20 protein-coding genes and 1 riboswitch are annotated in these 24,970 nt (G+C 72.0%); of the genes, 9 read left to right on the top strand and 11 right to left on the bottom strand.

The features are described 5' to 3' along the window. Positions 1–3 precede the first annotated feature (3 nt). From alr to L3i22_RS03475, 3 genes are read right to left on the bottom strand one after another with little or no spacing between them, the layout of a single operon-like run. Positions 4–1,113 (bottom strand): alanine racemase, encoded by a 1,110-nt coding sequence (alr, locus tag L3i22_RS03485; protein WP_221325558.1) that lies wholly within the window; start codon positions 1,111–1,113, stop codon positions 4–6. A gap of 48 nt (positions 1,114–1,161) precedes the next feature. Next, the gene (locus tag L3i22_RS03480; protein WP_221325557.1) at positions 1,162–2,613 is read right to left on the bottom strand and encodes an NAD(P)H-hydrate dehydratase; all 1,452 of its coding nucleotides are present in this window, start codon (positions 2,611–2,613) and stop codon (positions 1,162–1,164) included. 9 nt (positions 2,614–2,622) lie between these two features. Next, on the bottom strand, positions 2,623–2,991 hold the full coding sequence (locus tag L3i22_RS03475; protein WP_221325556.1) for a holo-ACP synthase: 369 nt from the start codon (positions 2,989–2,991) through the stop codon (positions 2,623–2,625). Positions 2,992–3,092: 101 nt separating this feature from the next. Here L3i22_RS03475 and L3i22_RS03470 point away from each other — a divergent pair, with 101 nt between their 5' ends. Continuing rightward, the gene (locus L3i22_RS03470) at positions 3,093–3,380 is read left to right on the top strand and encodes a type VII secretion target (RefSeq protein ID WP_221325555.1); all 288 of its coding nucleotides are present in this window, start codon (positions 3,093–3,095) and stop codon (positions 3,378–3,380) included. Then, positions 3,377–4,807: an alpha/beta hydrolase gene (locus L3i22_RS03465; RefSeq protein ID WP_221325554.1), complete on the top strand. Its 1,431-nt coding sequence runs from the start codon at positions 3,377–3,379 to the stop codon at positions 4,805–4,807. The genes L3i22_RS03470 and L3i22_RS03465 overlap by 4 nt, the downstream gene beginning before the upstream one ends. Before the next feature lie 26 nt (positions 4,808–4,833). On the opposite strand, the gene glmS is transcribed toward L3i22_RS03465, so the two are convergent. Beyond that, complete coding sequence (glmS, locus tag L3i22_RS03460; RefSeq protein ID WP_221325553.1) at positions 4,834–6,717, bottom strand: glutamine--fructose-6-phosphate transaminase (isomerizing); 1,884 nt, start codon at positions 6,715–6,717, stop codon at positions 4,834–4,836. Positions 6,718–6,875: 158 nt separating this feature from the next. Here glmS and L3i22_RS03455 point away from each other — a divergent pair, with 158 nt between their 5' ends. Further along, complete coding sequence (locus tag L3i22_RS03455) at positions 6,876–7,556, top strand: MmpS family transport accessory protein (protein WP_221325552.1); 681 nt, start codon at positions 6,876–6,878, stop codon at positions 7,554–7,556. Between the two features lie 45 nt (positions 7,557–7,601). Further along, the gene (locus L3i22_RS03450; protein ID WP_221325551.1) at positions 7,602–8,765 is read left to right on the top strand and encodes a pyridoxal phosphate-dependent aminotransferase; all 1,164 of its coding nucleotides are present in this window, start codon (positions 7,602–7,604) and stop codon (positions 8,763–8,765) included. 6 nt (positions 8,766–8,771) lie between these two features. Here L3i22_RS03450 and glmM read toward each other — a convergent pair whose 3' ends face one another. The 3 genes from glmM to rplM form a co-directional block, all read right to left on the bottom strand. Next, positions 8,772–10,127: a phosphoglucosamine mutase gene (glmM, locus tag L3i22_RS03445; RefSeq protein WP_221325550.1), complete on the bottom strand. Its 1,356-nt coding sequence runs from the start codon at positions 10,125–10,127 to the stop codon at positions 8,772–8,774. A 180-nt stretch (positions 10,128–10,307) separates the two neighbouring features. Then, entirely contained in the window at positions 10,308–10,859 is a 552-nt protein-coding gene (gene rpsI, locus L3i22_RS03440; RefSeq protein ID WP_304523452.1) for a 30S ribosomal protein S9, read from the bottom strand. A 20-nt stretch (positions 10,860–10,879) separates the two neighbouring features. Further along, complete coding sequence (gene rplM, locus L3i22_RS03435) at positions 10,880–11,323, bottom strand: 50S ribosomal protein L13 (protein ID WP_221325549.1); 444 nt, start codon at positions 11,321–11,323, stop codon at positions 10,880–10,882. A gap of 680 nt (positions 11,324–12,003) precedes the next feature. On the opposite strand from rplM, the gene L3i22_RS03430 reads away from it, so the two are divergent. After that, positions 12,004–13,149: a uroporphyrinogen-III synthase gene (locus L3i22_RS03430; RefSeq protein WP_221325548.1), complete on the top strand. Its 1,146-nt coding sequence runs from the start codon at positions 12,004–12,006 to the stop codon at positions 13,147–13,149. Positions 13,150–13,686: 537 nt separating this feature from the next. Here L3i22_RS03430 and L3i22_RS03425 read toward each other — a convergent pair. From L3i22_RS03425 to L3i22_RS03410, 4 genes are read right to left on the bottom strand one after another with little or no spacing between them, the layout of a single operon-like run. Next, positions 13,687–14,301 (bottom strand): ATP/GTP-binding protein, encoded by a 615-nt coding sequence (locus tag L3i22_RS03425; protein ID WP_221325547.1) that lies wholly within the window; start codon positions 14,299–14,301, stop codon positions 13,687–13,689. Beyond that, positions 14,282–14,644, bottom strand: coding sequence for a DUF742 domain-containing protein (locus tag L3i22_RS03420; RefSeq protein WP_221325546.1), 363 nt, complete (start codon positions 14,642–14,644; stop codon positions 14,282–14,284). The genes L3i22_RS03425 and L3i22_RS03420 overlap by 20 nt, the downstream gene beginning before the upstream one ends. A 46-nt stretch (positions 14,645–14,690) precedes the next feature. Next, positions 14,691–15,098, bottom strand: coding sequence for a roadblock/LC7 domain-containing protein (locus L3i22_RS03415; RefSeq protein WP_221325545.1), 408 nt, complete (start codon positions 15,096–15,098; stop codon positions 14,691–14,693). Beyond that, positions 15,095–18,025 (bottom strand): nitrate- and nitrite sensing domain-containing protein, encoded by a 2,931-nt coding sequence (locus tag L3i22_RS03410; protein ID WP_221325544.1) that lies wholly within the window; start codon positions 18,023–18,025, stop codon positions 15,095–15,097. The genes L3i22_RS03415 and L3i22_RS03410 overlap by 4 nt, the downstream gene beginning before the upstream one ends. 607 nt (positions 18,026–18,632) lie before the next feature. On the opposite strand from L3i22_RS03410, the gene L3i22_RS03405 reads away from it, so the two are divergent. The 4 genes from L3i22_RS03405 (at position 18,633) to L3i22_RS03390 (ending at position 24,955) form a co-directional block, all read left to right on the top strand. Next, entirely contained in the window at positions 18,633–20,096 is a 1,464-nt protein-coding gene (locus tag L3i22_RS03405; RefSeq protein WP_221325543.1) for a hypothetical protein, read from the top strand. A 113-nt stretch (positions 20,097–20,209) separates the two neighbouring features. Beyond that, positions 20,210–20,614: a ribonuclease domain-containing protein gene (locus L3i22_RS03400; RefSeq protein ID WP_221325542.1), complete on the top strand. Its 405-nt coding sequence runs from the start codon at positions 20,210–20,212 to the stop codon at positions 20,612–20,614. 244 nt (positions 20,615–20,858) lie between these two features. Continuing rightward, positions 20,859–20,933, top strand: a riboswitch (cyclic di-GMP riboswitch). A gap of 29 nt (positions 20,934–20,962) precedes the next feature. Continuing rightward, positions 20,963–21,370 (top strand): hypothetical protein, encoded by a 408-nt coding sequence (locus L3i22_RS03395; protein ID WP_221325541.1) that lies wholly within the window; start codon positions 20,963–20,965, stop codon positions 21,368–21,370. A gap of 93 nt (positions 21,371–21,463) precedes the next feature. Continuing rightward, complete coding sequence (locus tag L3i22_RS03390; protein ID WP_221325540.1) at positions 21,464–24,955, top strand: DUF5305 family protein; 3,492 nt, start codon at positions 21,464–21,466, stop codon at positions 24,953–24,955. Positions 24,956–24,970: the final 15 nt, after the last annotated feature.

Below are 24,970 nucleotides of genomic sequence, written 5' to 3'. Positions count from 1 at the left end.
CGCTCATGCCTGCTCCCCGGTGTAGACCCGGGGCACCCGGCTGCTGCCGAACCGCGTGACGATCTCGTAGTTGATCGTGCCGGTCGCCGCGGCCCAGTCGTCCGCGCTCGGCCCGCCCTCGCCGAAGAGCGTCGCCACGTCCCCGACCACGACCGGCGCGTCCCCGACGTCGACCACGAACTGGTCCATGCAGACCCGCCCGGCGATCCGCGCGGTGACCGCCCCGATCCGCACCGGCCCGGCGCTGGACGCGTGCCGGGGCACCCCGTCGCCGTAGCCCAGCGGGATCACGGCCAGGGTGGTCTCCCGATCGGTGTGATAGGTCAGCCCGTAGGAGACGCCCTGCCCCTCGGGCACCCGCTTGGTCAGCGTCACCCGGGCCCGGGCGGTCATCGCCGGCCGCAGGCCGTAGGACCCACCGGCGATCGGCGACAGACCGTAGGCCGCGATGCCGACCCGGACCAGGTCGAAGTGCGCGTCCGGCCGGGTCAGGGTGGCCGCCGAGTTGGCGATGTGGCGATAGCGCGGGGCCAGCCCGTAGCGCTCGGCGAGCTCCAGACCGGCGCGGAACGCGGCGAGCTGCCGGTCGATCGACTCGTGGCCCGGCTCGTCGGCGCAGGCGAAGTGGCTCCACACGCCGACCACCTCCAGGTCGCCGCCGGCCTGCGCCTTGGCCGCCGCCTCGAACAGCGCCGGCCACTCGTCGGCGACCGCGCCGCCCCGGGACAGCCCGGTGTCCAGCTTGAGGTGCACCCGGGCCGGCCGCCCGGCCCGGCGCGCGGCCGTGACCAGCTCGCCGACCAGGCCCGGCGTGGCGGCGCTGAGGTCGATGCCGGCCTCGACGCCCTCGTGCAGCGGCAGCCCGGGCGCGAGCAACCAGGCCAGCACGCGGGCCTCGATGCCGCCCCGGCGCAGCTCCAGCGCCTCGTCCAGGGTGGCCACGCCGAGCCAGGTCGCCCCGCCGGCCACCGCGGCCCGGCCGGCCGGCACCATGCCGTGCCCATAGCCGTCGGCTTTGACGGCGACCAGCACCTCGGCGGAGGTGCCGGCGCGCAGCGTCGCGACGTTGTCCCGGATGGCGTCCAGATCGACGCGGACTTCGGCCTGCCACATGTCGTCCACCCTACTGAGGGGTACGACAGTTTCTGTCGGACCGGGTGTCTACCCCAGCAGCCCGGCCAGCACCGGGCGGACCGCGGCGGCCACCTCGGCCGAGGTCACCGGCCCGTCCAGGGCCGCGTGCCGACCGGCCAGACCGTGCACGAACGCGGCCGCCACCGCCGCCCGGACCGCCGGCAGACCGGCCGCGAGCAGCGAGCCGAGCAGCCCGGCGAGCACGTCGCCGCTACCCGCGGTGGCCAGCGCCGCGCTGCCGGTCGGGTTCGCCCAGATCTCGCCGCCCGGGGTCGCCACGATCGTCCGGTCGCCCTTGAGCAGCACCACCGCGTTCGTCCAGGCGGCCAGTTTCGCCGCGGCGGCCATCCGGTCGGCGCCCGGCGCCTCCCCGGCCAGCCGCTTGAACTCGCCGTCGTGCGGGGTCAGCACCAGCGGCGCGTCCCGGCGCAGGTCGGTGGCGTGCGCCCCGCCGACCAGCATGGTGATCGCGTCCGCGTCCAGCAGCACCGGCAGCGCGGTGGCCAGCACACTGCGCAGCTCGACCCGGGCCTGTTCGGTGGTGCCCAGCCCGGAGCCGCAGACCCAGGCCTGCACCCGGCCGGCGTCGGCGACCTTCGGCGCGGCGACCACCGACGGGTGGGCGCGGACCACCTCCCGGTGGGCGCTGCCGGCGTACCGCACCATCCCGGTCGGGCCGGCCAGCGCCCCGGCCGTGGAGAGCAGCGCCGCGCCCGGATAGCCGGCCGAGCCGGTGGCCAGGCCGACCACGCCGCGGGTGTACTTGTCCGAGGTCGCGACCGGCCGCGGCCACCACCCGGCGATGTCCTCGGCCTCCGCCACCCGGACCGCCGGATCGGTGACCAGCGCCGGGCCCAGCCCGATGTCGACCAGCTCGATCTGCCCGCAGCGGGTCGCGGCCGGCCCGACCACGTGGGCCGGCTTCAGGCAGCCGAAGGTCACCGTGACATCCGCGGTGACCGCGGCGCCGGGCACGTCACCGGTGTCGACGCGCACCCCGCTGGGGACGTCGACGGCGACGATCAACGGCCGTTCCCCGGTACGCCCCCGCAGGTCACCGAGGCAGTCCACGATCGCCGCGGCCGCCGATCGCAGGCCCCCGGACGCACCGATCCCGACGATCCCGTCCAGCACCAGGTCGGCCCGGGTCGGCAGGTCGGCGGTGGTGAACCCGCCGGCCTGGCGCAGCGCGGCGAGCCCGGCCAGGTGCACCCGGTCCGGGCTGAGGAGCAGCGCGCGCACCTGGGCGCCCCGGCGGGCCAGCGCGGCGCCGGCGTAGAGCGTGTCGCCACCGTTATCCCCGCTGCCGACCAGCAGCAGCACCCGGGCGCCGTAGACGCCGCCGGTGTCGTCCAGCAGCAGCGCGCACCGCCGGGCCAGGCCGGCCGCGGCGCGCTGCATCAGCGCGCCCTCGGGCACCGTCGCCATCAGCGTCTTCTCGGCCGCGCGTACGTCCGCGACCCGCCACGCCTGCCGCATGCTGTCCTCCTAGGCTTCCGCGACCACCATCGCGGACGCGATGCCGCCGTCGTGCGACAGCGACAGGTGCCATCGATTGATGCCGCGCTCGGACGCGGCGGCGGCGACCGTACCGGAAACGGTCAACCAGGGCCGCCCGTCCGGGTCGGTGACGATCTCGCAGTCGTGCCAGCGCAGGCCGGCCGGCGCGCCGAGGGCCTTGGCCACCGCCTCCTTCGCCGCGAACCGCCCGGCCAGCGACTCGGGTGAACGCGGGCTGCCCGACCCGTTCTGCCGCTCCTCCTCGGTGAACAGCCGATCCGCGAGCAGCGGGGTCCGATCCAGGGCGCGGGCGAAGCGGTCCACCAGGACGACGTCGATGCCGACAGACACGATCACAACGGACACCCTAACGGTCTGCCCGCGGCCTGTGGACAGGCTGCGCGGCGTTGTCCACAGGCCGTCCCGGCGGCCCTCCGGAACGGCCTAGCCTCGCCGCCATGAATCCCGATCTCGACGTCGACACCCGGCACCTCCAGGCGGTCGCCACCGCGCTCGACGCGACGGCGTCCCGGGTGCGGGAGGCCGCCGCCTCCGCCCCCGCGCCGGCCGCCGGTCCGCGCTGGTCGGCCGTCGACGCCGCGCTCCGGGCCGCGGACACCCTGGAACGCGGCCTGCGCGACCTCGCCGCCGACCTGACGACGACCGCCAACAAGATCAAAACCACGATTGCGGCGTACGACGACACCGACGCCCGTGCCGCCACCCGTCTCCGGGCCACCCGATGAGCAGCGCCGTCACCTACACCCGGCTGCGCACCACCGACCCGGCCCGGTGGACCGCCGCCGCCCTGTCCTGGCGCCGCTGGGCCGCGCTGGCCGGCGTGCTCTGCGGCGAGTTCGCACCGCTGACCGAGCGGCTCCGCGCGGCCTGGTCCGGGGCCGCCGCCGACGCCGCGGTGGCCCGCCTGGCCACGTTCCGCCGCCGGCTGCTGCTGTTCCGCCTGTTCTGCTGGCGGGCCGACCAGGTGCTGAGCGAGTTCGCCGCGGCGTTGCGGCGGGCCCGCGCGCTGCTCGATCGGGCCCGCGCCCGGGCCGCCGGCGCCGAGCCCGCGCTCGACGATCCCGACCTGGCCGGCGCGCTCCGGGTGGCCGCCGACGCCGACCGGAGCGCCGCCGACCGTCTGGCCGAGCTCGCCGCCGTCCCGGTCGCGCCGACCGCCCTGACCCGGCCGGACTGCACGGCCACCCCGGCCCGGGTCCGGCAGTGGTGGGCCGGGCTGACCCCCGGCGAGCGGTACTGGTTGCTGGCCGTCGATCCGGGCTCGGTCGCCGGGCTGGACGGGGTGCCGGCCGCCGACCGGGACCTGGCCAACCGGCTGCTCCTGGACGACCGGCGGGACGACCTGCTGCGCCACGGCGGCGATCCCCGGGGGCTGGACCGGCTGGCGTCCCGGCTGGCGGACGAGCGCGGGCCCCGGGCGTACCTGATCGGGTTGGACGTCTCCGGCGACGGCCGGGCCGTGGTCGCCTTCGGTGATCCGGACCGCGCGGCGAACGTGCTGACCCACGTGCCCGGGATGACCGCCGACCTGGCCTCGCTCGATCACGAGTTGGTCCGGGCCGAGCGGGTCGCGACCCGGGCCACCGAGCTGGGGCCGGCCGCCGCGACGAGCTCACTGGTCTGGCTGGACTACGACGCGCCGGACTTCCTGCAGGAGGCGTGGTCGGCGCGGCCGGCCGAGGAGGGCGCGGCCGGGCTGCGCCGGTTCCAGGACGGGCTGCGGGCCACCCACGACGGGCCGGCGGCGCGGCAGACCGTGCTCGGGCACAGCTACGGCTCGCTGGTGGTGGGCAAGGCGGCGACCGGCGCGCTGGCCGCGGACGGCGTGGTCTTCGTCGGCTCACCCGGCGTCGGCGTCGACTCGGCGGCCGGGCTGACCGTCCCGGCCGACCGGGTCTTCGCGTCGACCTCGATCACCGACCCGATCCAGTACGGCGCGGTCTCCCCGGCCACCGTCGCCCGGCACCTGCTGCCCGGCGTGCCGGTCACCGGGCCCGCCGACGACCTGTGGTTCGGGCACAACCCGAGCGACCCGGCGTTCGGCGCCCGGGTCTTCGGCAGCCAGTGGAACGCCGGCCACCTGGGTTACTGGGACCCGGGCCGGCCGGCCCTCGACGCCCTCGCCCGGATCACACTGGGCGGGGCGCCGTGAGGGCCGCCGGACAACTCGGCGGCGGACTACTCGACGGTGACCGACTTGGCCAGGTTGCGCGGCTGGTCCACGTCGTTGCCGCGGGCGGCGGCGATCTCGCAGGCCAGGATCTGCAGCGGCACGGTCGTCATCAGCGGCGCGAGCAGCGTCGGCGTCGGCGGCACGGTGATCAGGTGATCGGCGAACGCGCGGACGTCGTCGTCACCCTCCTCGGCGATCACGATGGTCCGGGCGCCGCGGGCGCGGACCTCCTGGATGTTGGAGACGACCTTGTCCCGCATGACGCCCCGGCCGGCCGGGGACGGCACCACGCAGACCACCGGGGTGCCCTCGTCGATCAGCGAGATCGGGCCGTGCTTGAGCTCACCGGCGGCGAAGCCCTCGGCGTGCATGTAGGCGAGCTCCTTGAGCTTGAGCGCGCCCTCCAGGGCCACCGGGAAGCCGACGTGCCGCCCGATGAACAGGATCGTCGAGGCGGTCCGCAGGTCGCGGGCCAGCGCCCGGACCTCCTCCATGCCGGCCAGCAGGGTCCGCAGGCTGTCCGGGGTGGCCTGCAGCTTCTCGACCACGGCGGCGACCTCGTCGGCGTACATCACGCCGCGGATCTGGGCCAGGTGCAGGCCGATCAGGTAACAGGCGACCAGCTGGGTGAGGAAGGCCTTGGTCGAGGCGACCGCGATCTCCGGGCCGCCGTGGGTGTAGAGCACGGCGTCCGACTCGCGCGGGATGGTGGAGCCGTTGGTGTTGCAGATCGCCAGCACCCGGGCCTTCTGCTCCTTGGCGTGCCGCAGCGCCATCAGCGTGTCCATCGTCTCGCCGGACTGGCTGATCACGATCACCAGGGTGGAGCGGTCCAGGATCGGGTCGCGGTAGCGGAACTCGCTGGCCAGCTCGACCTCGCAGGGGATCCGCACCCAGTGCTCGATGGCGTACTTGGCGACCATCCCGGCGTGGTACGACGTGCCGCAGGCCACGATGAACACCTTGTCCACGTCCCGCAGGTCCTGGTCGGTGAGCCGGACCTCGTCCAGGATGATCTCGCCGCGGTCGCTGAGCCGGCCGAGCAGGGTGTCCGCGATCGCCTGCGGCTGCTCGGCGATCTCCTTGAGCATGAAGTACTCGTAGCCACCCTTCTCGGCGGCCGACAGGTCCCAGTCGACATGGAACTCCTTGCCGGTGGCCGGGGCGCCGTCGAAGTCGGTGATCTCGATGCCGGCCGGCGTGATCAGGACGACCTGGTCCTGCCCGAGCTCGACCGCCTCGCGGGTGTGCTCGATGAACGCCGAGACGTCGCTGGCCAGGAAGTACTCCCCGTCGCCGCGCCCGACCACGAGCGGCGAGTTGCGCCGCGCGGCGATCACCGCGTCGGGCACGTCGACGTCGATCGCGAGCAGCGTGAACGCGCCCTCCAGCCGGCGCACGACGCGCCGCATGCCCTCGGCCAGCAGCGCCGGGCCGTCCTCGCCGCCGGCCGCACGCAGCGCGCGCATCTCGGCCGCGAGCAGGTGCGCCGCGCACTCGGTGTCGGTGTCGCTGCGGAACTCGATGCCGTCCGCCTCGAGCTCGGCGCGCAGCCGGGAGAAGTTCTCGATGATGCCGTTGTGGATGACCGCGACCCGGCCGTCGGCGGAGAGGTGCGGGTGGGCGTTGCGGTCGGTCGGCCCGCCGTGGGTGGCCCACCGGGTGTGCCCGATGCCGGTCCGCCCGGCGGCGATGCCGCCCGCGGCACGCTCGGCCAGCGCCTTCTCCAGGTTGGCGAGCTTGCCGGCCCGCTTCTCGGTGTGCACCGCACCGTCGTCGATGACGGCGATGCCGGCGGAGTCATATCCGCGGTACTCCAGCCGGCGGAGGCCATCGAGGACGATGCTCAATGCCGGGCGATTGCCTACGTAACCCACGATCCCACACATGCCGGGCAGCGTAGCCGACTTTCGCGCAAACGTCATGCTCGAGAAGCACTCTTACGAGCATCTTACGTGATCGGAAACATAGACCGGATAGGGGGAGCTCGCCCCGGTGGCGTACCGTCAGCATCGGCCTCACCAGGGGCTCCACCGGGAGGAATGAGATGAGCGATCAGCGCGACCCGTCGTGGCCGCCCTCCGAGCCGTCTCCGGACTATCCGCCCACCTCGGAGTTTCCCCCGGTCGGCTATGCCCCGCCTGGTTATGGCCCACAGAGTCCCTATGGACCGCCGCCGGGCCCGCCCGGCTACGGCCCGCCGCCCGGCCACCCCGGTTACGGCCCGCCGCCCCCGCGCCGCAGCAACGTCCCGCTGATCGCCCTGGTCCTGGCCGTCACGCTGCTGCTCTGCGGCGGGGTGGTGACCACCAGCGTGCTGCTGATCCAGCGGGCCACCGACAAGGCCAAGGCCGCCGCGCAGCAGATCCCGACCGGTCTGCCGACGGGGGTGCCGACCGCCCTGCCGACCGACGTGCCGAACCTGCCGGGCATCGACAGCGGCGCGAAGATCACCGTGAAGTACGAGGTGACCGGCGACGGACCGGCGACCGTCATCTACACCGAAAAGCTCGGCGGCCTGCCCAAGACGGTCAATGACGCGAAACTGCCGTGGAAGCTGTCGGTGACCATGGAGGGGCTGTCGTTCGCCTCGGTGTCGGCGCTGCGCACGTCCCTGGAGGACGGCAGCATCACCTGCCGGGCGACGATCGACGGCAAGGTGGTGTCCGAGCACACCGCGTCGGGGGTCGGCGCCACCGCCACCTGCAACAAGGTCACCTTCAACTAGCCTCCGCGACCTGCGACGAGGTCACCTTCAACTAGAGGGAGTGCTGTGCGCACGGACCCGTTGGTCGAGCGGATGCGCCCGTTCGGGACCACGATCTTCGCCGAGATGTCCGCGCTCGCCGCCCGGACCGGCGCGGTCAACCTCGGCCAGGGCTTCCCGGACACCGACGGCCCACCGGAGATGCTGGCCGCCGCCGCGCAGGCGCTGGCGAGCGGGGCGAACCAGTACCCACCGCTGCCCGGCATCCCGGCCCTGCGGCACGCGATCGCCGGGCACGAGCAGCGCTTCTGGGGCCTGACCCGGGATCCGGACACCGAGGTGGTGGTCACCGCCGGCGCCACCGAGGCGATCGCGGCGGCGATCCTGGCCCTCTGCGAGCCCGGCGACGAGGTGGTCTGCTTCGAGCCGTACTACGACTCCTACGCGGCCTCGATCACCCTGGCCGGCGCGGTCCGGCGGCCGGTGACGCTGCGCCCCGGCGCCGACGGGCGGTACGAGTTCGACGAGGCGGAGCTGCGCTCGGCGTTCGGCCCGCGCACCCGGCTGGTGCTGCTGAACACCCCGCACAACCCGACCGGCAAGGTCTTCACCCCGGCGGAGCTGGCGCTGATCGCCGAGCTGTGCCGGGAGCACGACACCTGGGCGGTCACCGACGAGGTCTACGAGCACCTGGTCTTCGACAGCGTGCACACCCCGCTGGCGTCCCTGCCCGGGATGGCCGAGCGCACGCTGCGCATCTCGTCGGCCGGCAAGACGTTCTCCTGCACCGGCTGGAAGGTCGGCTGGGCGACCGGCCCGGCCCCGCTGGTCTCCGCGGTGCAGCGGGTGAAGCAGTTCCTGACGTTCGTGAACGCGTCACCCCTGCAGCCGGCCGTGGCGGTCGCCCTGGCCCTGCCGGAGGCGTATTTCAGCGGCTTCACGGCCGGTCTGCGGGCGAACCGGGACCGGCTGGTGGACGGGCTCACCGCGGCCGGGTTCGGCGTGCTGCGGCCCGAGGGGACGTACTTCGTGACCGCCGACATCCGGCCGCTGGGCGGGACCGACGGCGTCGAGTTCTGCCGCGAGCTGCCCGGCCGGTGCGGGGTGGTGGCGGTGCCGACCCAGGTCTTCTACGACCATCAGGAGGCCGGGCGGCACCTGATCCGGTTCGCGTTCTGCAAGCGCCCCGAGGTGATCGACCAGGCGGCCGACCGCCTCAAGGCGCTGTAGCCGGCGTCAGACGGCCGGGCTGGCCGACCGCACCTCGTCCGCGATCCGCTCGGCGACGCCGCGGGCCTGCTCCTCGGTGGCGGCCTCGACCATCACCCGGACCAGCGGCTCGGTCCCGGAGGGGCGCAGCAGCACCCGCCCGGTCTCGCCCAGCTCCGCCTCGGCCAGCGCGACGGCGGCCTGCACAGTCGGCGCGGCCGCCCCGGCATCCCGGTCGCCGACCGGCACGTTGATCAGCACCTGGGGCAGCTTGTGCACCACGGCGGCCAGGTCGGCGAGCGACTTGCCGCTCGACGCGAGCTGCGCCATCAGGTGCAGGCCGGTCAGCACGCCGTCGCCGGTGGTGGCGAACGCCGGCATCACGATGTGCCCGCTCTGCTCGCCGCCCAGCGCCAGCCCGTGGCCCTGCAGGTGCTCCAGCACGTAGCGGTCGCCGACCTTGGTCTCGATCAGCTTGACCCCGGACTGCTTCATCGCGATCCGCAGGCCCAGGTTGCTCATCACGGTCGCGACCAGGGTGTCGTCGGTCAGCGTGCCGGCGTCGCGCATGGCCAGCGCCAGGATCGCCATGATCTGGTCGCCGTCCACCACGTCCCCGGCGGCGGTGACGGCCAGGCAGCGGTCGGCGTCGCCGTCGTGGGCCAGGCCCAGGTCGGCGCCCTCGGCCAGGACCGCGTCCCGGACCTTGTCGAGGTGCGTGGAGCCGCACTCCTCGTTGATGTTCAGCCCGTCCGGCTCGGCGTGGATCGCGATCACCTCGGCGCCGGCCTCCCGGTACGCCACCGGGCCGACCTCGCTGGCCGCGCCGTTCGCGCAGTCCACCACGACCTTGATGCCGGCGAGCGGGTGCGGGAGCGACTCGATCAGGTGCTTGATGTAGTGCTCGGCACCGTCCAGCAGGTCGTGGACCCGCCCGATGCTGGCGCCGGTGGGGCGGCCGACCTGGCCGTGCCCGTCCTCGATCGCCTTCTCGATCCGCTCCTCCAGCTCGTCCGGCAGCTTCTGGCCACCGGCGGCGAAGAGCTTGATGCCGTTGTCCGGCATGGGGTTGTGCGACGCCGACAGCATCACACCCAGATCGGCGCCGGTCTGCCCCACCAGGTACGCGACCGCGGGGGTCGGCAGCACGCCGACCCGGACCACGTTGGCTCCCGCACTGGTCAGACCCGCGACGACCGCCGCTTCCAGCATCTCGCCGCTGGCCCGCGGGTCCCGGCCCACGATCGCGAGCGGCTGGTGGCTGCTGTCGGTCTCGACCAGGACCCGGGCCGCCGCGACGGCGACCGCGAGGGCCAGTTCCGGGGTGAGGAGATCGCCGTTCGCGAGACCGCGAACGCCGTCGGTGCCGAAGAGTCGCCCCATGGCGGCTTCCTTTCGCCGGTGACACGTGCCCTCTAGCGTGCAACAACTCTGGCCAGGGCAGGAGTACCGGAACGGCTAGTTGGGGGGAGGGGGGTGTCACAAAACCAAGGTGCAGAAACCACGACGGCCGAGCACACTCCCCGACTTAATCGGGAAGCACACTCGGCCGTCGAAGGAAAATCAGCGCTTCGAGTACTGCGGGGCCTTACGGGCCTTCTTGAGACCGTACTTCTTGCTCTCCTTGACCCGGGCGTCACGGGTCAGGAAGCCGGCCTTCTTGAGGGCCGGGCGGTCGTCGGGCTCGTTGGTGATCAGCGCGCGGGCGATGCCCAGGCGCAGGGCACCGGCCTGACCGGTGATGCCGCCGCCACGCAGGTTCGCGAAGACGTCGAACTGGTCGGCCCGCTCGGTGGTGCTGAACGGCTCGCGGATCAGCTGCTGGTGGACCTTGCTCGGGAAGTAGTCCTCGAGGTCACGGCCGTTGCAGGTGATCTTGCCGGTGCCGGGGACGAGGCGCACCCGGACGATGGCCTCCTTGCGGCGGCCGACGGTCTGGATCGGGCGGTCACCGGGACGGGGCGCGCGGACCGGGGCCGGCGCGGGCGTCTCGACGACCGTCTCAGCGGGCTCCTCGACGGCTTCGACGGTCTCGACGGCTTCGACAGTCTCGACGGTCTCAGCGGTTTCGGCGGTCTCGGTCTCGACGGCCTCGGGCTCGACGATGTCGGTCATGCTGCTGCCTTCTCCCGCGCTCACTGCGCGATCTGCTTGATTTCGAACGGCTGCGGCTGCTGAGCGGCGTGCGGGTGCTCGGCGCCCGCGTAGACCTTCAGCTTCTTGAGGACCTGGGCAGCCAGCTTGTTGTGCGGGAGCATGCCCTTGACGGCCAGCTCGATCGCCTTCTCGGGGCGGGTGCTCAGCAGCTCCTCGTAGCGGACCTGCTTCAGGCCGCCCGGGTAACCGGAGTGCCGGTAGGCGATCTTGGTCTGCCGCTTGTTGCCGGTCAGGGCAACCTTGCCGGCGTTGATGATCACCACGAAGTCGCCGGTGTCGATGTGCGGGGCGAACGTCGGCTTGTGCTTCCCCCGCAGGAGGGTCGCGGTGTGGGTAGCCAGGCGGCCCAGAACGACGTCAGAAGCGTCGATAATGTGCCACTGACGCTCGATTTCACCCGGCTTCGGGCTGTACGTACGCACAGAATTACCTTGTCTCGTCGTCGGTCTGGGGGCGCGCGCTGGTTGTGTCGAACTCGACGTCGACACGACGATCAAGCACCACCCCAGGGGGAGCGCTCGCAGCTATCGCACAACAGCAGGCAACAATACCCGGCCGCGCGGCGCGTGGTCAAAACAGGCTGCCCCTGGGTGAATGGCCCGAGGCGGGACCTCAAACGGTATCCAGCATACTCGGTGTCGGGACTCGCCCGACCGCGGGTTCCGGAAGCCAACCTCGATGGCTCTTAGCAGGCTCGAAACAAATGGGACGCTCTGCCGAAATTCACCGGCGGCAGGCTTCCCCGCATGCCCAACGGTGCGGAACTCCGGACAACGCGGCCCGGTATTGGCCGGCGCGGCGGGTTCGGGCGCACCATGGAGAGACCACCGTCAGGGTTGAGGACGGACCTGGCGGTGTTCGTCACCCCGGTTAGCCGGAGTGGCGAGGAGAAGTCGCGGCGTGCCCCGGACGGAGGCATGGCGAGAACCGTAAGCGTGACATGGGAGCGGGTCGACGCTGAGGACGACGGTTCTCGAGCGTGCCCTTCGGTGGACCGCCCGGCCACGCCGCGACTTCTCGACCTCACCGAAAACCGCACCGAAGACCGCACCGAAGACCTGACCGAGGACCTCTCCGCGGGCCGCACCGGGAGCCTTCCCGGATGACGGACCGGACCCCGGGGGGCCGCCGGCCGGTGCTGACCGCGGCCGCGCTGGCCGAACCGACCGCTGCCCTCTCCGGCTACACCATCGGCGTCACCTCCGACCGCCGCCGCGACGAGCTGGCCGGCCTGCTGGAGAGCCGTGGCGCCCGGGTGGTGCTGGCCCCCGCACTGCGGATCGTCCCGATCGCCGACGACGCCGAGCTGCGCGCCGCGACCCGGGCCTGCCTGGACACCCCACCCGACATCGTGCTGGTCAACACCGGGATCGGCATGCGCGGCTGGCTGGAGGCCGCCGAGGGCTGGGGCCTGGCCGACGCGCTGCGCGACACGCTGAGCCGCGCCTACCTGGTCGCCCGCGGCCCGAAGGCCCGCGCCGCGGTCCGGACCGCCGGCCTGCAGGAGCAGTGGACCCCGGACGGCGAGAGCTACGAAGAGGTCGTCGACCACCTGACCAACCGCGGCGTCGCCGGCCTCACCGTCGCGATGCAGCTGCACGGCGAGAGCCAGCCGGAGTACACCGAGGCCCTGCAGGCGGCCGGCGCCCGGGTGATCGAGGTGCCGGTCTACCGCTGGGCGCCACCCACCGACCCGGCCCCGCTGCACCGGCTGGTCGACCTGATCGTCGGCAAGCTCGTCGATGCCGTGACGTTCACCTCGGCCGCGGCCGTCCAGGCTCTGCTCCGGGCGGCCGGGCCGGCCTCCGATGCGCTGCTGGACGCGCTCCGCACGGACGTGCTGGCCGCGGGGGTGGGGCCGGTCACCGCCGCGCCGCTGCGCCGGCTGGACATCCCGGTCTCCACGCCGGGCCGGGCCCGGCTCAGCGCGCTCGTCCGCACGCTCGTCGACGAACTCCCCAAGCGCGCGATCTCGCTGCAGGTCAACGAGCACGCGATCACGCTGCGCGGCCATGCCGCGGTCGTCGACGGGGTGCTCCGACCGCTCGCTCCCGGCCCGATGGCGGTCCTCCGCGCGCTCGCGACGCCGCCCGGCCGCGTCCTCTCCCGGGCCGCGCTGTTGCAGGCCCTCCCCCGCAACGCGGACGAGCACGCGGTGGAGATGGCGGTCGCCCGGCTGCGCGCCGGCCTGTCCGTCCCGGGCCTGATCCAGACCGTGGTCAAGCGCGGTTATCGCATCCCCACCTGATCATTAACGGTCAAATTCTTCATTGCCTCGGTCCGCCGGGGTCCAGATCGTCGCTCCCGCGGGGACCCTTCCGGGCCTCGCAGGGCGCGGGGCGCCCAGAACGCGAGACCCTCCAGGGCGACGTCCGTGGGTGGGCACGGTTTCAAAGGACCCCGCGAGCCGGCCACCGGGTCAAGGCCCAGCCGCGGCCTGCGGGTTTGGATTTTCGGGGTGGACCGCAACCACCCACGGAACTGAGGCAGCGTCGGTGGCCGTTCCGGGTTTGTGGGGTAGACCGCAACCACCCACGGAACTGAGGCAGCGTCGGTGGCCGTTCCGGGTTTGTGGGGTAGACCGCGACCACCCACGGACGTCGCCCTTGCGGCCTGAGCGTTCTGGGCGCGCCAGCGCCCTGCTCAGGTCGGAAGGGTCCCCGCGGGAGCGACGATCAGTTATTGGCCGCAGCCGAGGCAAAAAAGATCTTCTGGAAAAAGCGGCCCGCGCCCGGCCGGAAATGATCAGGCGGGCGCGGGCCGGGGAAAACCGGGCGAAAGGGCGTCAGCTGACGCCGACGCCCTGCTCGTGTTCGGCGACCAGGGTGGCCATGGCGTGTTCGACGACGCCGATCAGGACGGTCTTGACCGATTCGCGGTGGCGGGCGTCGCACATCACCAGCGGGACCCGGGCCGGGATGGCGAGCGCCTCCCGGACCTCCTCCGCCTCGTAGCGAGGCGCGCCGTCGAAGCAGTTGACCGCGACGAGATAGGGCAGATGCCGGTTCTCGAAGTAGTCCAGCGGGGCGAACGCGTCGGTCAGCCGGCGGGTGTCGACCATGACGGCGGCGCCGACCGCGCCCCGGATCAGCTCGTCCCACATGAACCAGAACCGGGTCTGGCCGGGCGTGCCGAACAGGTAGAGGATCAGGTCCTCGGCCATCGTGATGCGGCCGAAGTCCATGGCGACCGTGGTGGTGCCCTTCTCCGGCACCTTGGACGCGTCGTCGATGCCGGCGCCGGCCGCGGTCATCACGGCCTCGGTCGTCAGCGGCTCGATCTCGGAGACCGCGCCGACCATCGTCGTCTTGCCGACGCCGAAGCCACCAGCGATGACGATCTTCGCGGAGGTGATCTCCGAAGGAGGGGCGCCCGCCCGCTCAGAGCTTGCGAAGTCCACTCAAAACCCTTCCCAGAAGATCCATCCGCTCCGAGTAACCCTTGCGAGGAGCGGCACTGTGCAGCGTGAGCAAACCGTCGTCGACCATGTCGGCGACGAGAACCCGGGCCACCCCGAGGGGTAACCGGGTGAGCGCCGCGAGCTCCGCGAGCGATTGGGCCTTCGGCTCGCACAGCACGGCGATGCGGTACTTGTCATGTCCGGCGAAACGCGATTCCTGTACGGCCGCCGCGCTGGCGACCAGGACCGCCTCGATCGGGATGTCCCGGATCGGCTCGGTCCGGCCGCGGGTCACCGCGTACGGCCGCACCAGGTTGCCCCGGGGATCGTGCGGCACTGTCATGTCGCGGTCACCTCATCTCCACCGGAATCCCAGTCGACCCCGGCGCCTAGTGGCTGACGGCCTCTCGGGTGGCCGGCGACAGCGCCGCGCCGACCCGCTCCACCAGCAGGGCCATCTCGTAGCCGACCTGGCCGACGTCGCAGCTGCGCGCCGCCAGCACGGCCATCGACGAACCGTCGCTGATGGACATGAGGAAAAGATAGCCGCTGTCCATTTCGATGATGGTCTGCTGCACCTTGCCGGCAGTGAACATCCGGGACGCGCCGTCGGTCAGACTGACCACGCCGGATGTGATTGCGGCCAGCTGGTCGGCCCGATCGGCCGGCAGATCCCGCGAGCATGCCAGCAACAAGCCGTCCGCGGAGACCGCCACCACGTGCGCGATGCCCGCGATGCTGTCGGCGAAGTTGTTGAGCAGCCAGCCCATGTCGTGCATGGTGGGAGGCCTGGTCACTGTTCATTCTCCTTAGGAGCCTGTGGTGCCACGGCGGCGGATTCGGCGACGCCGTCCGTCCGCCCTCGCTGGACCCCACGGGTGTACGCGGAGAGGAGCCCGCGTACGTCATCGGGGCTGCGACGATTCTGAGCGCGGGGCGTCTCCTGCACCCCACCGGGTACGAGCTGAGCCTGCGGGATGCGTTTCGGCAGGCCGGAACGGGTGATCCCGTGGTCCTTGGGAGCTGAGGCGTCCTGGGCCCGCTGCCAGCCCTCGTCGGCGGCGGTCCGCCAGCGATCCTCGGCGGCCTCGCGGGGCCGCGGCACGGCCGGGGCCGTCGTGCCCTTGCCTTTGCCCGCAGCCGGGCCTTTGCCCGCGGCCGGGTCGGACGTGGTGGTGAGCCGGACCGGGGCCGGCGCGTAGCCCGCGGTCGGCATCCCACGCAGGTCCGGTGTGGACGATTTGCCTGAAGCCTCGGCCTCGAACCAGTTGTGCTGCATCTCCACGTGGATCGGGGCGCCGTTGGCCGGCCGCGCGGAGACCGGCTGGGCCGAGACCGGCACCGCGGAGACCGGCCGCCCCGGGTAGGGCTGGGTGAACAGCGCCTGCGCGGACAACGACTGCCCGGAGACCGGCACGCTGGATACCGGCGTGCTCGACACCGGCATGCTCGACACCGGCATGCTAGAGACCGGCACGCTAGAGACCGGCACGCTCGACACCGGCTGTGCGGACGGCTCGAACAGCGGCGCCGACGGCAGGTCCAGCGGCGCGGTCGGCTGCGGCACCCGGGTCGGCAGCTTCGGCCGGTCCGGCGTGGGCCGCAGGTCCAGGTCCGGGGCCGGTCCGACGTCCAGCGCGGCCCAGCGGGGCATGGCCGGTGCGGGGCCGGGCGCGCTCCGGACCGGCGGCCGCACCTCGGCCGGGCCGTCGAAGGTTCCGGTCGTCTGCGGGGCCGGACCGGGCCGGGTCCAGCTCGCCGCGCGCGCCGCCGCCGCGGACGGCATGCCCGGCAGCACGGTGATCTCGGTCGGCAGGGTGATCTCGGCGATCGTCCCGCCCTCGCGGTACGGCAACAACCGCACCCCGATCCCGTGCCGCGCCGCGAGCCGGGCGATGACCGCGAAGCCCATCAGCCGGAACGCGGCGACGTCGACCTCGGTCGGCTCCGCGAGCCGCCGGTTGATCACTTCGAGCTGTTCCGGGGTGATGCCCAGGCCCCGGTCCTCGACCTGGATCACCGCGTGGTCGCCGTCGCGCCGCCCCTGCGCCATCACCACGGTGCTCGGCGGGGAGAACCGGGTGGCGTTGTCGAGCAGCTCGGCGACCAGCCGGACCACGTCGTTGACGGCGGCCGCGGCGACCGAGACGTCGGTGTCGATCGAGCCGAACTCGATCCGGTGGTACTGCTCCACTTCGGACTGCGAGGCCCGGAGCACGTCGACCAGCAGCGCGTCCTCGCGGCGCGGCGCGCCCACGTCGGCACCGGCCAGGACCAGCAGGTTCTCGTCGTTGCGGCGCATCCGGGTGGCCAGGTGGTCCAGGTCGAAGAGCTTGGCCAGCCGCTTCGGGTCCTCCTCGGTGCGCTCGATCTGGTCGAGCTCGCCGATCATCCGGTCGACCAGCGCCTGACTGCGCCGGGCCAGGCTGAGGAACATCGCGGAGACGCTGGTACGCAGCGCGGCCTGCTCGGCGGCGACCCGGATGGCTTCCCGGTGCACCATGTTGAACGCCTCGGCGACCTGGCCGAACTCGTCCCGCTCCTGGAGCCGGATCGGGTCCCGGGTCTGCGCGACGATCCGGTCGACGCCGCCCTCGCCGAGGCTCTCGATGTCCTGCAGCCGGCTGACCGCGTCGGGCAGGTCGCGGTGCGCCACGGCGAGCGCGCCCTCCCGCAGCCGGCGCAGCGACAGGTGCAGGTTGCGGCCCAGGTAGACGGCGAGCGCGATGGCCGCGATCAGGACCAGCAGCACCACCACGAACTCGAGGGTGGCGCGCCGGCTGGTGGCCGCGCTGTCGTCCGCGGCGACCTTGACGACCTCGGTCTCCAGGCTCGCCCCGGCCCCCCGGAAAAGATCAAGAACTTGGGCGTACGCCTTCGTCAGCTCCCCCGGCGACACCGCCCCGGCCCCGGCGAGCCGGGTGATCGTCCCGTCCGCCTTCGCCACGGCCGCGTCGGCCAGGGTCGCCTCGACCAGGCCGACCTGATCGGCGGTGGCGATCTGGCGGAAGTCGTCGAGCGCCTCCTGCCGGGCGGCCTGGGTGGCGATCAGCTCCTGCTGCCAGGTCGCGCTGACCTGACCGGTGACGCGGACCAGGTAGGCGGCCGCCTCCTGGTCGGCGACGGCGGCCTGGATCCGGGCGAACGCGGCCAGCGCGCGCAGTCCGTCGGCGACCATGCCGGGCTCGGCGATCTGGCTGACCGACTCGTCATAATCGGACAGTCCGTCGAGGACCGTGGCGTACTGCTCGGCCGCGGTGGTGAGCGTCACATCCTTGCGGGCGGTGATCGCCCCGCGGGTGTCGGTCAGCGCGCCGAGCCGCTCCTGGATCAGCTGGAGCCGGTCCCGTACCCGGGCCGGCACCTCGGTCAGCGCGGCGCGGTCCCGGCGGAACACCTGGACCTGCGCGTCGGTCGCGGCGACCGAGCCCTGGAAGGTCTCGGCCGGCCCGTCCGGATCGGCGAGGAACGCGACGGCGGCCATCCGCTCCTGGTGCAGCAGCCGGCTCAGGCCGGAGAGGTCGGTACCGAGCCGGGTCAGGTCGGCGACCCGGCCGGAGTCGGTGGCCCGGCCGCGCACTTCGATCAGTCGGACGGACGCCAGCACCAGTACCGCGACCAGCGGGATGACCAGAATGCCGGCGACTTTCGCGCGAATCCGGGCGTCGCGCAGCCACGGGAAGGGACCGCGTCGTACAGCCAGGCCCGAGGATCCCGTGCTCACGACATCTCCTTCGTGGTCGTCCCGCCTCGATGGGCGCCCCGGAATGCGATCGTCGCCGCCGGCGCGGCCTCGTCCGGGAGCTGCGGTCCGGCCCCGTCCGGCGCGCGCAGCAAGGTCCGTGCCGAAACTGGCACGGCGGCGATTTCATCAGACCCCCGACTGTTTTGGGAAGCCTGGATCCTCCCGGAAACCACCCGGCTGTCCAGGTGGTAGCCGCGCGCGGGGCCGGCCGGCAGCCGGGATCGTGGCGTTGACGTGCGCGAATACCTCATCCGAGACCACTTCCGCGGCCACGGCAACCGAACACCTTCACGATTCCAACCACTATGTGAGAGTCCTGTCCCGCGCCTGACGAAACCGCGGCTTCTGAGCAGGGGTCTCACGTTCGCAAGGATTGGCACGACGCGACGGACACGCTGTCCGTGCCGGACAGTGTCCACTCTGGAGAGTCGGTCTGGCAACCTATCCCGTACGTCGCCTTCAAGTGACCGACCGTAACCATAATTGATCGAACTCCGTCGATCAATGAAGATCCATACTTTAGGCTGCCTTAAGAAGCCGCGCCCCCACTGGCGTTTCCGCGGCGGTATTCCGTAACGTGCCCGGCATGGCAATTCGGAGCTGGGTGAAGCTACTGGCCACCACCGCCACGGCAGCCGCCGTGGTCGGAGCCGGCCAACTCGGCATCGCCTACGGGCTCGGCATCATCCGGCTGGATCGCATCCTGGACGTCACTGCGCGTGATCAATGGACCGCGCAACTCGCCTGGGTCGCGTGGATCACGATGAGCGCCGCCGCACTCGGCGCGATCGTCGCCACCGCTCTGCTGCCGCGCTGGCGCTCCCGCCCGCTCGGCGCCGGTGGCGCGCTGGCGATCGGCCTCGCCGGCGGTCTCGGCTCGCTGGCCGTCCTGCCGCTGACCATGCAGCCCGCGCGGGACGCGCAGGTCGCCGGGGTGCAGCCGGTCCTGGTGATCGGCATCGCCGCCGGCCTCGGCGCCGCGGCCGGCATCTTCGCGGGCTGGGCCGCCGCCGCCAAGCCGGCCGCCCGCTGGAACCTGGCCGCCCTGAGCGTGCTGATGTGGGTCGTCGCGCTGGTCTCGGTCGGCCCGTCGCTGCGCCCCGGCCACGCCGCCGCGGAGATCCACCTCGGCGTGCTCGGCGGCAGCCTGATCCCGTCCGCCCTGACCGCGCACACCACGTTCCTCACCATGCCGACCCTGGCGCTGCTCGCCGGCCTGACCGTCGGCTTCGTCGCCCGCGGCCGCCGGCTGTCGATGCTCGCCGCCGGGCTCGCCGGGCTGGCCGGTCCGGCACTGCTGACCGTGGCCTACCTGGTCGCCGGGCCGGAGCTCGGCGCGGCCGGGTTCCAGGACGACCCGTACTGGTCGGCGATGACCGCGTGCGGCGCCGGCGTGCTCGGCTCGGTGCTCGCGGCGATCGTCCGGGGCGCACCCGCCGCCGCCTCCTCCCCCGCCGCCGCAGCCTCGACCGCCCCGGCCGCCGCGCCCGCCGAGCCGGAGCCCGCCCCGCTGCCCAAGCGGGACGCGCCGAACCAGTCGGCCATCGCGCGGGCCGCCGCGGCCGCCGCGCTGCGCCCCGAGGACCAGCTCCGGCCCTCCGACACCGGGGTCATCGGCGTCGCACCGGGCACCCCGAACAACCCGTTCTCCGGCGGCAGCGGCAGCCCGTTCCGGGGCGGCGTGCCGTTCCCCCCGCAGCCCACCCCGACCCAGCCGCCGCCGCAGGCGCCGGCCCCGGAGAACCCGCCGCGTTTCTCCGGCCAGCAGCCGAACCCGTCCTCGGGCGGCTGGCGGAGTCGCCGGTCCGCACCCCCGCAGGCCCCGGCGCCGAGCCCAGGCCCAGGTCAGGGGCCAGGCGGCGACGGCTTCGACGGTTTCGCCGCCGGCCGCAACGGCGCGATGACCGCCGAGCAGCCCCGGGTCGCCGCACCGCGCGGACCGATCGTCGAGCCCACCTCGATCAGCGGGCCGTACCCGCCGGCGCCCGGGCGCAAGCCTGGCCGGGAAAATGATTATGTCGATTGGGTGAGCGGGCTCGGCGGCCAGTAAAAGATTCGTAAACTCCGATGGAATGATGCATCTGGGAGGTACCGCGGGACGCTCGGGGCAGGCACGATGCTCGATGTCCGGGCCCCATCCCCGAGTCGCATCGGAGTTCGAACGTGAACCGTCCCCAACCCCTCGCCCGCCGGGTCCTGCTCAGCCTCGCCCTGATCCTCGGGCTGGCCGGCAGCGCGCTCGCCGTCCCGTCGGCCGCGCAGGCCGCCGTCTACTCCACGTGCACGATCAGCCGCTGCTCGGCCGCGCGCACCGCCTTCACCGGCTGGCAGACGCTGGGCTGGCCGCTCAGCTCCGGCTGGTACTCCTGGCCGTACGGCAGCTACAACTACACCGGCGGCACCTTCCAGAACCGTGAGGGCTACCTGCCGTCGGCCACCTACAACGAGTACGACGTCTACTCCCGCGCCAAGGGCGCCTCGCGCGACGCGTACCGGATCGTGGTCAATCGCAGCACGAAGGTCGCCTACTTCACCCCGGATCACTACGTGACCTTCTACAAGCTCTGAACCCTTATTTGGTACGTGCTCGCGGCGGTCGTCTCAAGACGGCCGCCGCGCCGTTTTCCTACCCGGCCCGCCGTCGGTGCCGCTTTCCCCGCGGCCCACCGCAACCGAGCCGCAACCATTAGCACCCGACGGGCGCTCAGGCACCCCGAATCGATAGATCAGACCAGCAATTCTCCCGGCTAACCCTTAGCCAGAGCCCCAGCACGGCCGAACAACCCGGTGCCAGGGGATAACGAAGTCCGCTCGGCGTGAAGGGCAAACCCGGTGCAAGCCGGGGACGCAAAGCCACAGGACCCACGAGGTCGGCTGGGCTACCACCGAACGAACAGGGGATTCAATATGCGGAACATGATGCAGCTTCTTGGTGGCGTCGCGGTCGCAGGTATCGTCGCCGCCGGCAGCAGCGCCTTCACCGGCTACGGCGCCAGCACCGTGGCCACAACTCCTTACCTCGGCGGCACCTTCCACCAGGCTGTTTCGGGTGCGACGCTCATGACCGTCGCGCTCACCACCACCGCCGACCTGTCGAACTCTCAGGTAACCGAGATCCTGCTGACCTTCGATTCCGACACCCCCACCGGCAAGGCCGTCACTCTGGTCTCTGACGGAACCCTCGGCGGGGCGGGCACGCCCACCGGCATCTACTGCCAGGCCACCCAGGCGAACTTCACCTCCAACTGCAAGGTTGGAACTTCCTACGCCGCACCCACCGGTTACAAGACCAACATCAAGGACCTGACCATCACCGTGGCGTAGCACGAAACCGACATATGGCGGATACCGCCTCCCTACAGTGACCCTAGGGTCGTAGACGGAGGCACCATCCCCAAGTCAGTCCGACGTATCGCCTTGGCCGCCATCCTCGCGATGGCGGCCTTTGGCGTGTGGGCGGTCGGCACCCATCGCATTTCTTACGTAGTGACGCACGGCATCAGCATGAACCCCGTCTACTACGCGGGCGACCTCGTCATCCTTGCCAAACCCGATTTCTATTCCGTCGGCGACATAGCCGCATACCATGGCCCTGAGAGCGCGGAGGTCCTGCACCGGATCATCGGCGGCGACGGTGTCGGCGGTTATACCTTCAAAGGCGACAACAATCAGTCGATCGACATCACCCATCCCACTGCGGACGAACTCATCGGTCGCCCGGTCCTCCACGTTCCCCACGGCGGAATCTGGTTACGACCGCTTCTCAGCCCGACAGCGCTGGGCATGCTCGGATTCCTATTCGTCGGTGGCGCTGCCACGGCCAAAACCCGCAGGCAACTTGCGCGCGGGCATCGCAAGAAGAGGACGACGGGCATGGCAGGTGGAGGCGGTACCTGGTCGGCTGCCGCAGTCGTCGTCAAAGCCATCGGCCGACTGCACCCCGTCTTCCGCATCGTTGCCGTTGTCACCGCACTGTTCGCGCTGGCCGGCCTCCTGCTGGGCGTCCTCGGCTGGCTGAAACCGGCCACGCAGGTCGCAGTCAGCACTTCCGAGGCCGCCGAGTCGATGACCTTCTCCTACTCCGCGAAGGTGACGCCTTCCGCGGCCTATGACGGCACAGTCGCCTACTCCCCCGATCCCATCTATCGGCAGCTCGCCAAGTTCGTCGACTTACAGATGCAGTACCGGGGGAAACCCGGTCGAATCGACGTAGGCGCACGGCTGGTCGCACAGGGAGGCTGGCACTCCACTATCCAGCTGTCCCAGCCCCGGCAGTTCACCGCCGATCGATACACCGGCACGGTCACGCTTGACCTGGATGGGCTACAAGAACGGGCTACTGAAGCGGGCAAGGCGATCGGCGCCGATCTCGGCGCGATCACCATCTCGGTCACCGCACACGTTCAGCATGGTGACGGCACGTCCTTCGAACCCCAGCTGGGACTCGCGCTCGACTCACTGCAGTTGAACCTCACCAGCAATGCGGCAAGCCTGGTTGTCGACCAGTCGGGGTCGACAACCGGCGGAGGGGTCTATCCCCGGCAGATCAGCGTGCTCGGACGAGATCTGATGACCGCCGGCGAAGCTCGACGGTATGCAGTCTGGCTGCTTTTGATCGCCGTGGCCGGGGCGATCGGGATCGGGTTGGCGGCGCTTCGACATGTCCCTTTGGCGAGCCGGGCGCAGATTCAGCGGCGGTATGGGCATCTGCTGGTGCCGGTCGAGCCGATGACCAGTAAGCAGGGCGAGGCGGTGGTCACCGTGGCGTCGGTGCCGGCGCTGGTGAAGCTGGCCGAGAAGTACGGGCAGATGATCCTTACCTGGACCCGCCCCGACGGTGCCGATGATTTCGTGGTCCGGGATGACGGGGTCCTCTACCGGTACCGGATCGTCCCGGCCCGACCCGCCACCGCAAAGCCGCCGCTCGCCGGTATGCCCCACCCGGCCGCCCGCCGCGCCCAGAAGTCGGCAGCCCTCGGCATCGCCTCGGTAGCCGCCGCCAAACAGCCCGCGGAACAAGCCGACTCAACCGAACCCCACAGCCAAACCGACTCGAAGCCGCCCACCACACAAACCGAGCCCGAGCAGGCCACCGCACAGACCGAGTCCGCGCGGCCCGCCAAACAAACCGAGCCCGAGCACGTCGAGCCCGAGCGGCCCGCCAAACAAACCGAGTCCGAGCATGTCGAGCCCGAGCAGCCCGCCGCGCAGGCCGAGCCCGAGCAGCCCGCCGCGCAGGCCGAGCCCGAGCAGCCCGCCGCGCAGGCCGAGCCCGAGCAGCCCGCCGCGCAGGCCGAGCCGGATAAGCCCGACGAGCAGGCCAAGCCCGAGCAGGTAGGGGAACCGACGCCGGAGCAGGCTGGAACGCCTGAAGCGGTAGCTGACCTACCTGCCGAAACTGATCGACGCGACAAGCCCGAGAGCGAAAACGAGCAGCCGGCAGGCACCGCGTCGGCTCCCGAGGTCGAAGGCGAACTCGCGGCGGACGACGAGCCGGAGTCCAATCCGCCTGCGCCCCGGGAAGAAATCCCCGCAAACGAGACGGCCCAGACCGAAGCGCCGACGGACCCGGGGGAAACGCCCACAACTCGGGCGGAGACATCCGCGATCCAGGTGATCCAGACGAAGGCTCTCGTGCGCCGGGTAGCGGCACCGGTGGTTCGGTTCGTGGCGGCAACGACCGAGGCGGCAGCTCCTGAGGTCATCGCCGAAGCCGGGGGATCGACAGCGACGCCGAAGAACGAGCAGGACAGGCCCGCCGCAGAAAAAGCTGAAAAAGCTGAAAAAGCGGAGAAGTCGGAAAAGGCGGAGAGCGCAGTGGTTGAAGCCGCTGCTACGACCCGTGATGAGCCGGCCCGGCGTTCGCGCAAACGTGTCCGGAAGACAGACCCGCAGCCCGAAGCCCTCGCCGAGAAAGCGCCGGAGACCCCGGCCCCGGCAGAGGTCGGCGCGGCAATGGCCGTACCGAAGGAGGAGCCGGCGGCGGAAAGCCCCGCTGGACCACCGAAGCCGACCGCCCGCCGCAAGCCCCGCGTCCGCAAGCCCGCGCCCGCCGCCGTCGAGGCCGAAGCGTCAGCGAAGGCCGAGGCAAGCCCAGCGCCCCAAACAAGCCCAACGCCCCAAACAGGCCCAACGCCTCAGGCAAGCCCGACGCCGAAGGCGGGCCCGGCCCCCAAGGCGAGCCCGGCGCCCAAGGCGAGCCCGGCGCCCGAAGCAAACCCGGCGCCCAAGGCCGCCGCAAAGTTGGACACGAAAGCGGAGCCGCAGGCCACTCCCGCCGCACGCAGGCCCGCCAAAAAAGCAACCGCCAGCAAGACCGCCCAGCCCAACAAGAACGCCCAGCCCGGCAAGACCGCGCAGGCCGGCAAGACCGCGCAGGCCGGCAAGGTCATCCCGGGCCGGGAGACGGCTGCGGCCCGCGCGGCCACCGAGGCCGGCAAGATCGCCGCCGGCCGGAGGGCTGCCACGGCTGATGGCGAGGCCGCCAAAGAGCCGACCATCCCCGAGCCGACCACCCCCGAGCTGACCGTCCCCGAGCCGACCACCCCCGAGCTGACCGCCGCCGACCTGGCCGCCCGGCGGCAAGCCATCGAAGAGCTCGCCGCCGAACAGCAGGCCACCGAAGTGCAGACCGCCGAGAAACTGGCCGAGCGAAAAGCCACGATGACCTTCGCCGAGCAGAAAGCAACCGCAGACGTGACCGCACAACGCACCGCCGCCGAAGAGCTGGCCGAGCGCAACCGGGTCTTGGAGCAGGCGATCGCCCGCAAGGCCGAGGAGGACCAGGCCGCAGCGGACCGGGCCCGCAAGGAGCGCGTGGCAAAGCGCACCGCCTCACGCGACCCGGTCTTCGATTTCCTGCCGACAAAAGACCCGACGAAAGACCCGACGAAAGACCCGAAAGACTAGGCACAAGACCCAGAA

The organism is Actinoplanes sp. L3-i22, from assembly GCF_019704555.1.
Taxonomy (GTDB): Bacteria; Actinomycetota; Actinomycetes; order Mycobacteriales; family Micromonosporaceae; genus Actinoplanes.
This window is presented reverse-complemented; position numbering and strand designations above follow the sequence as displayed.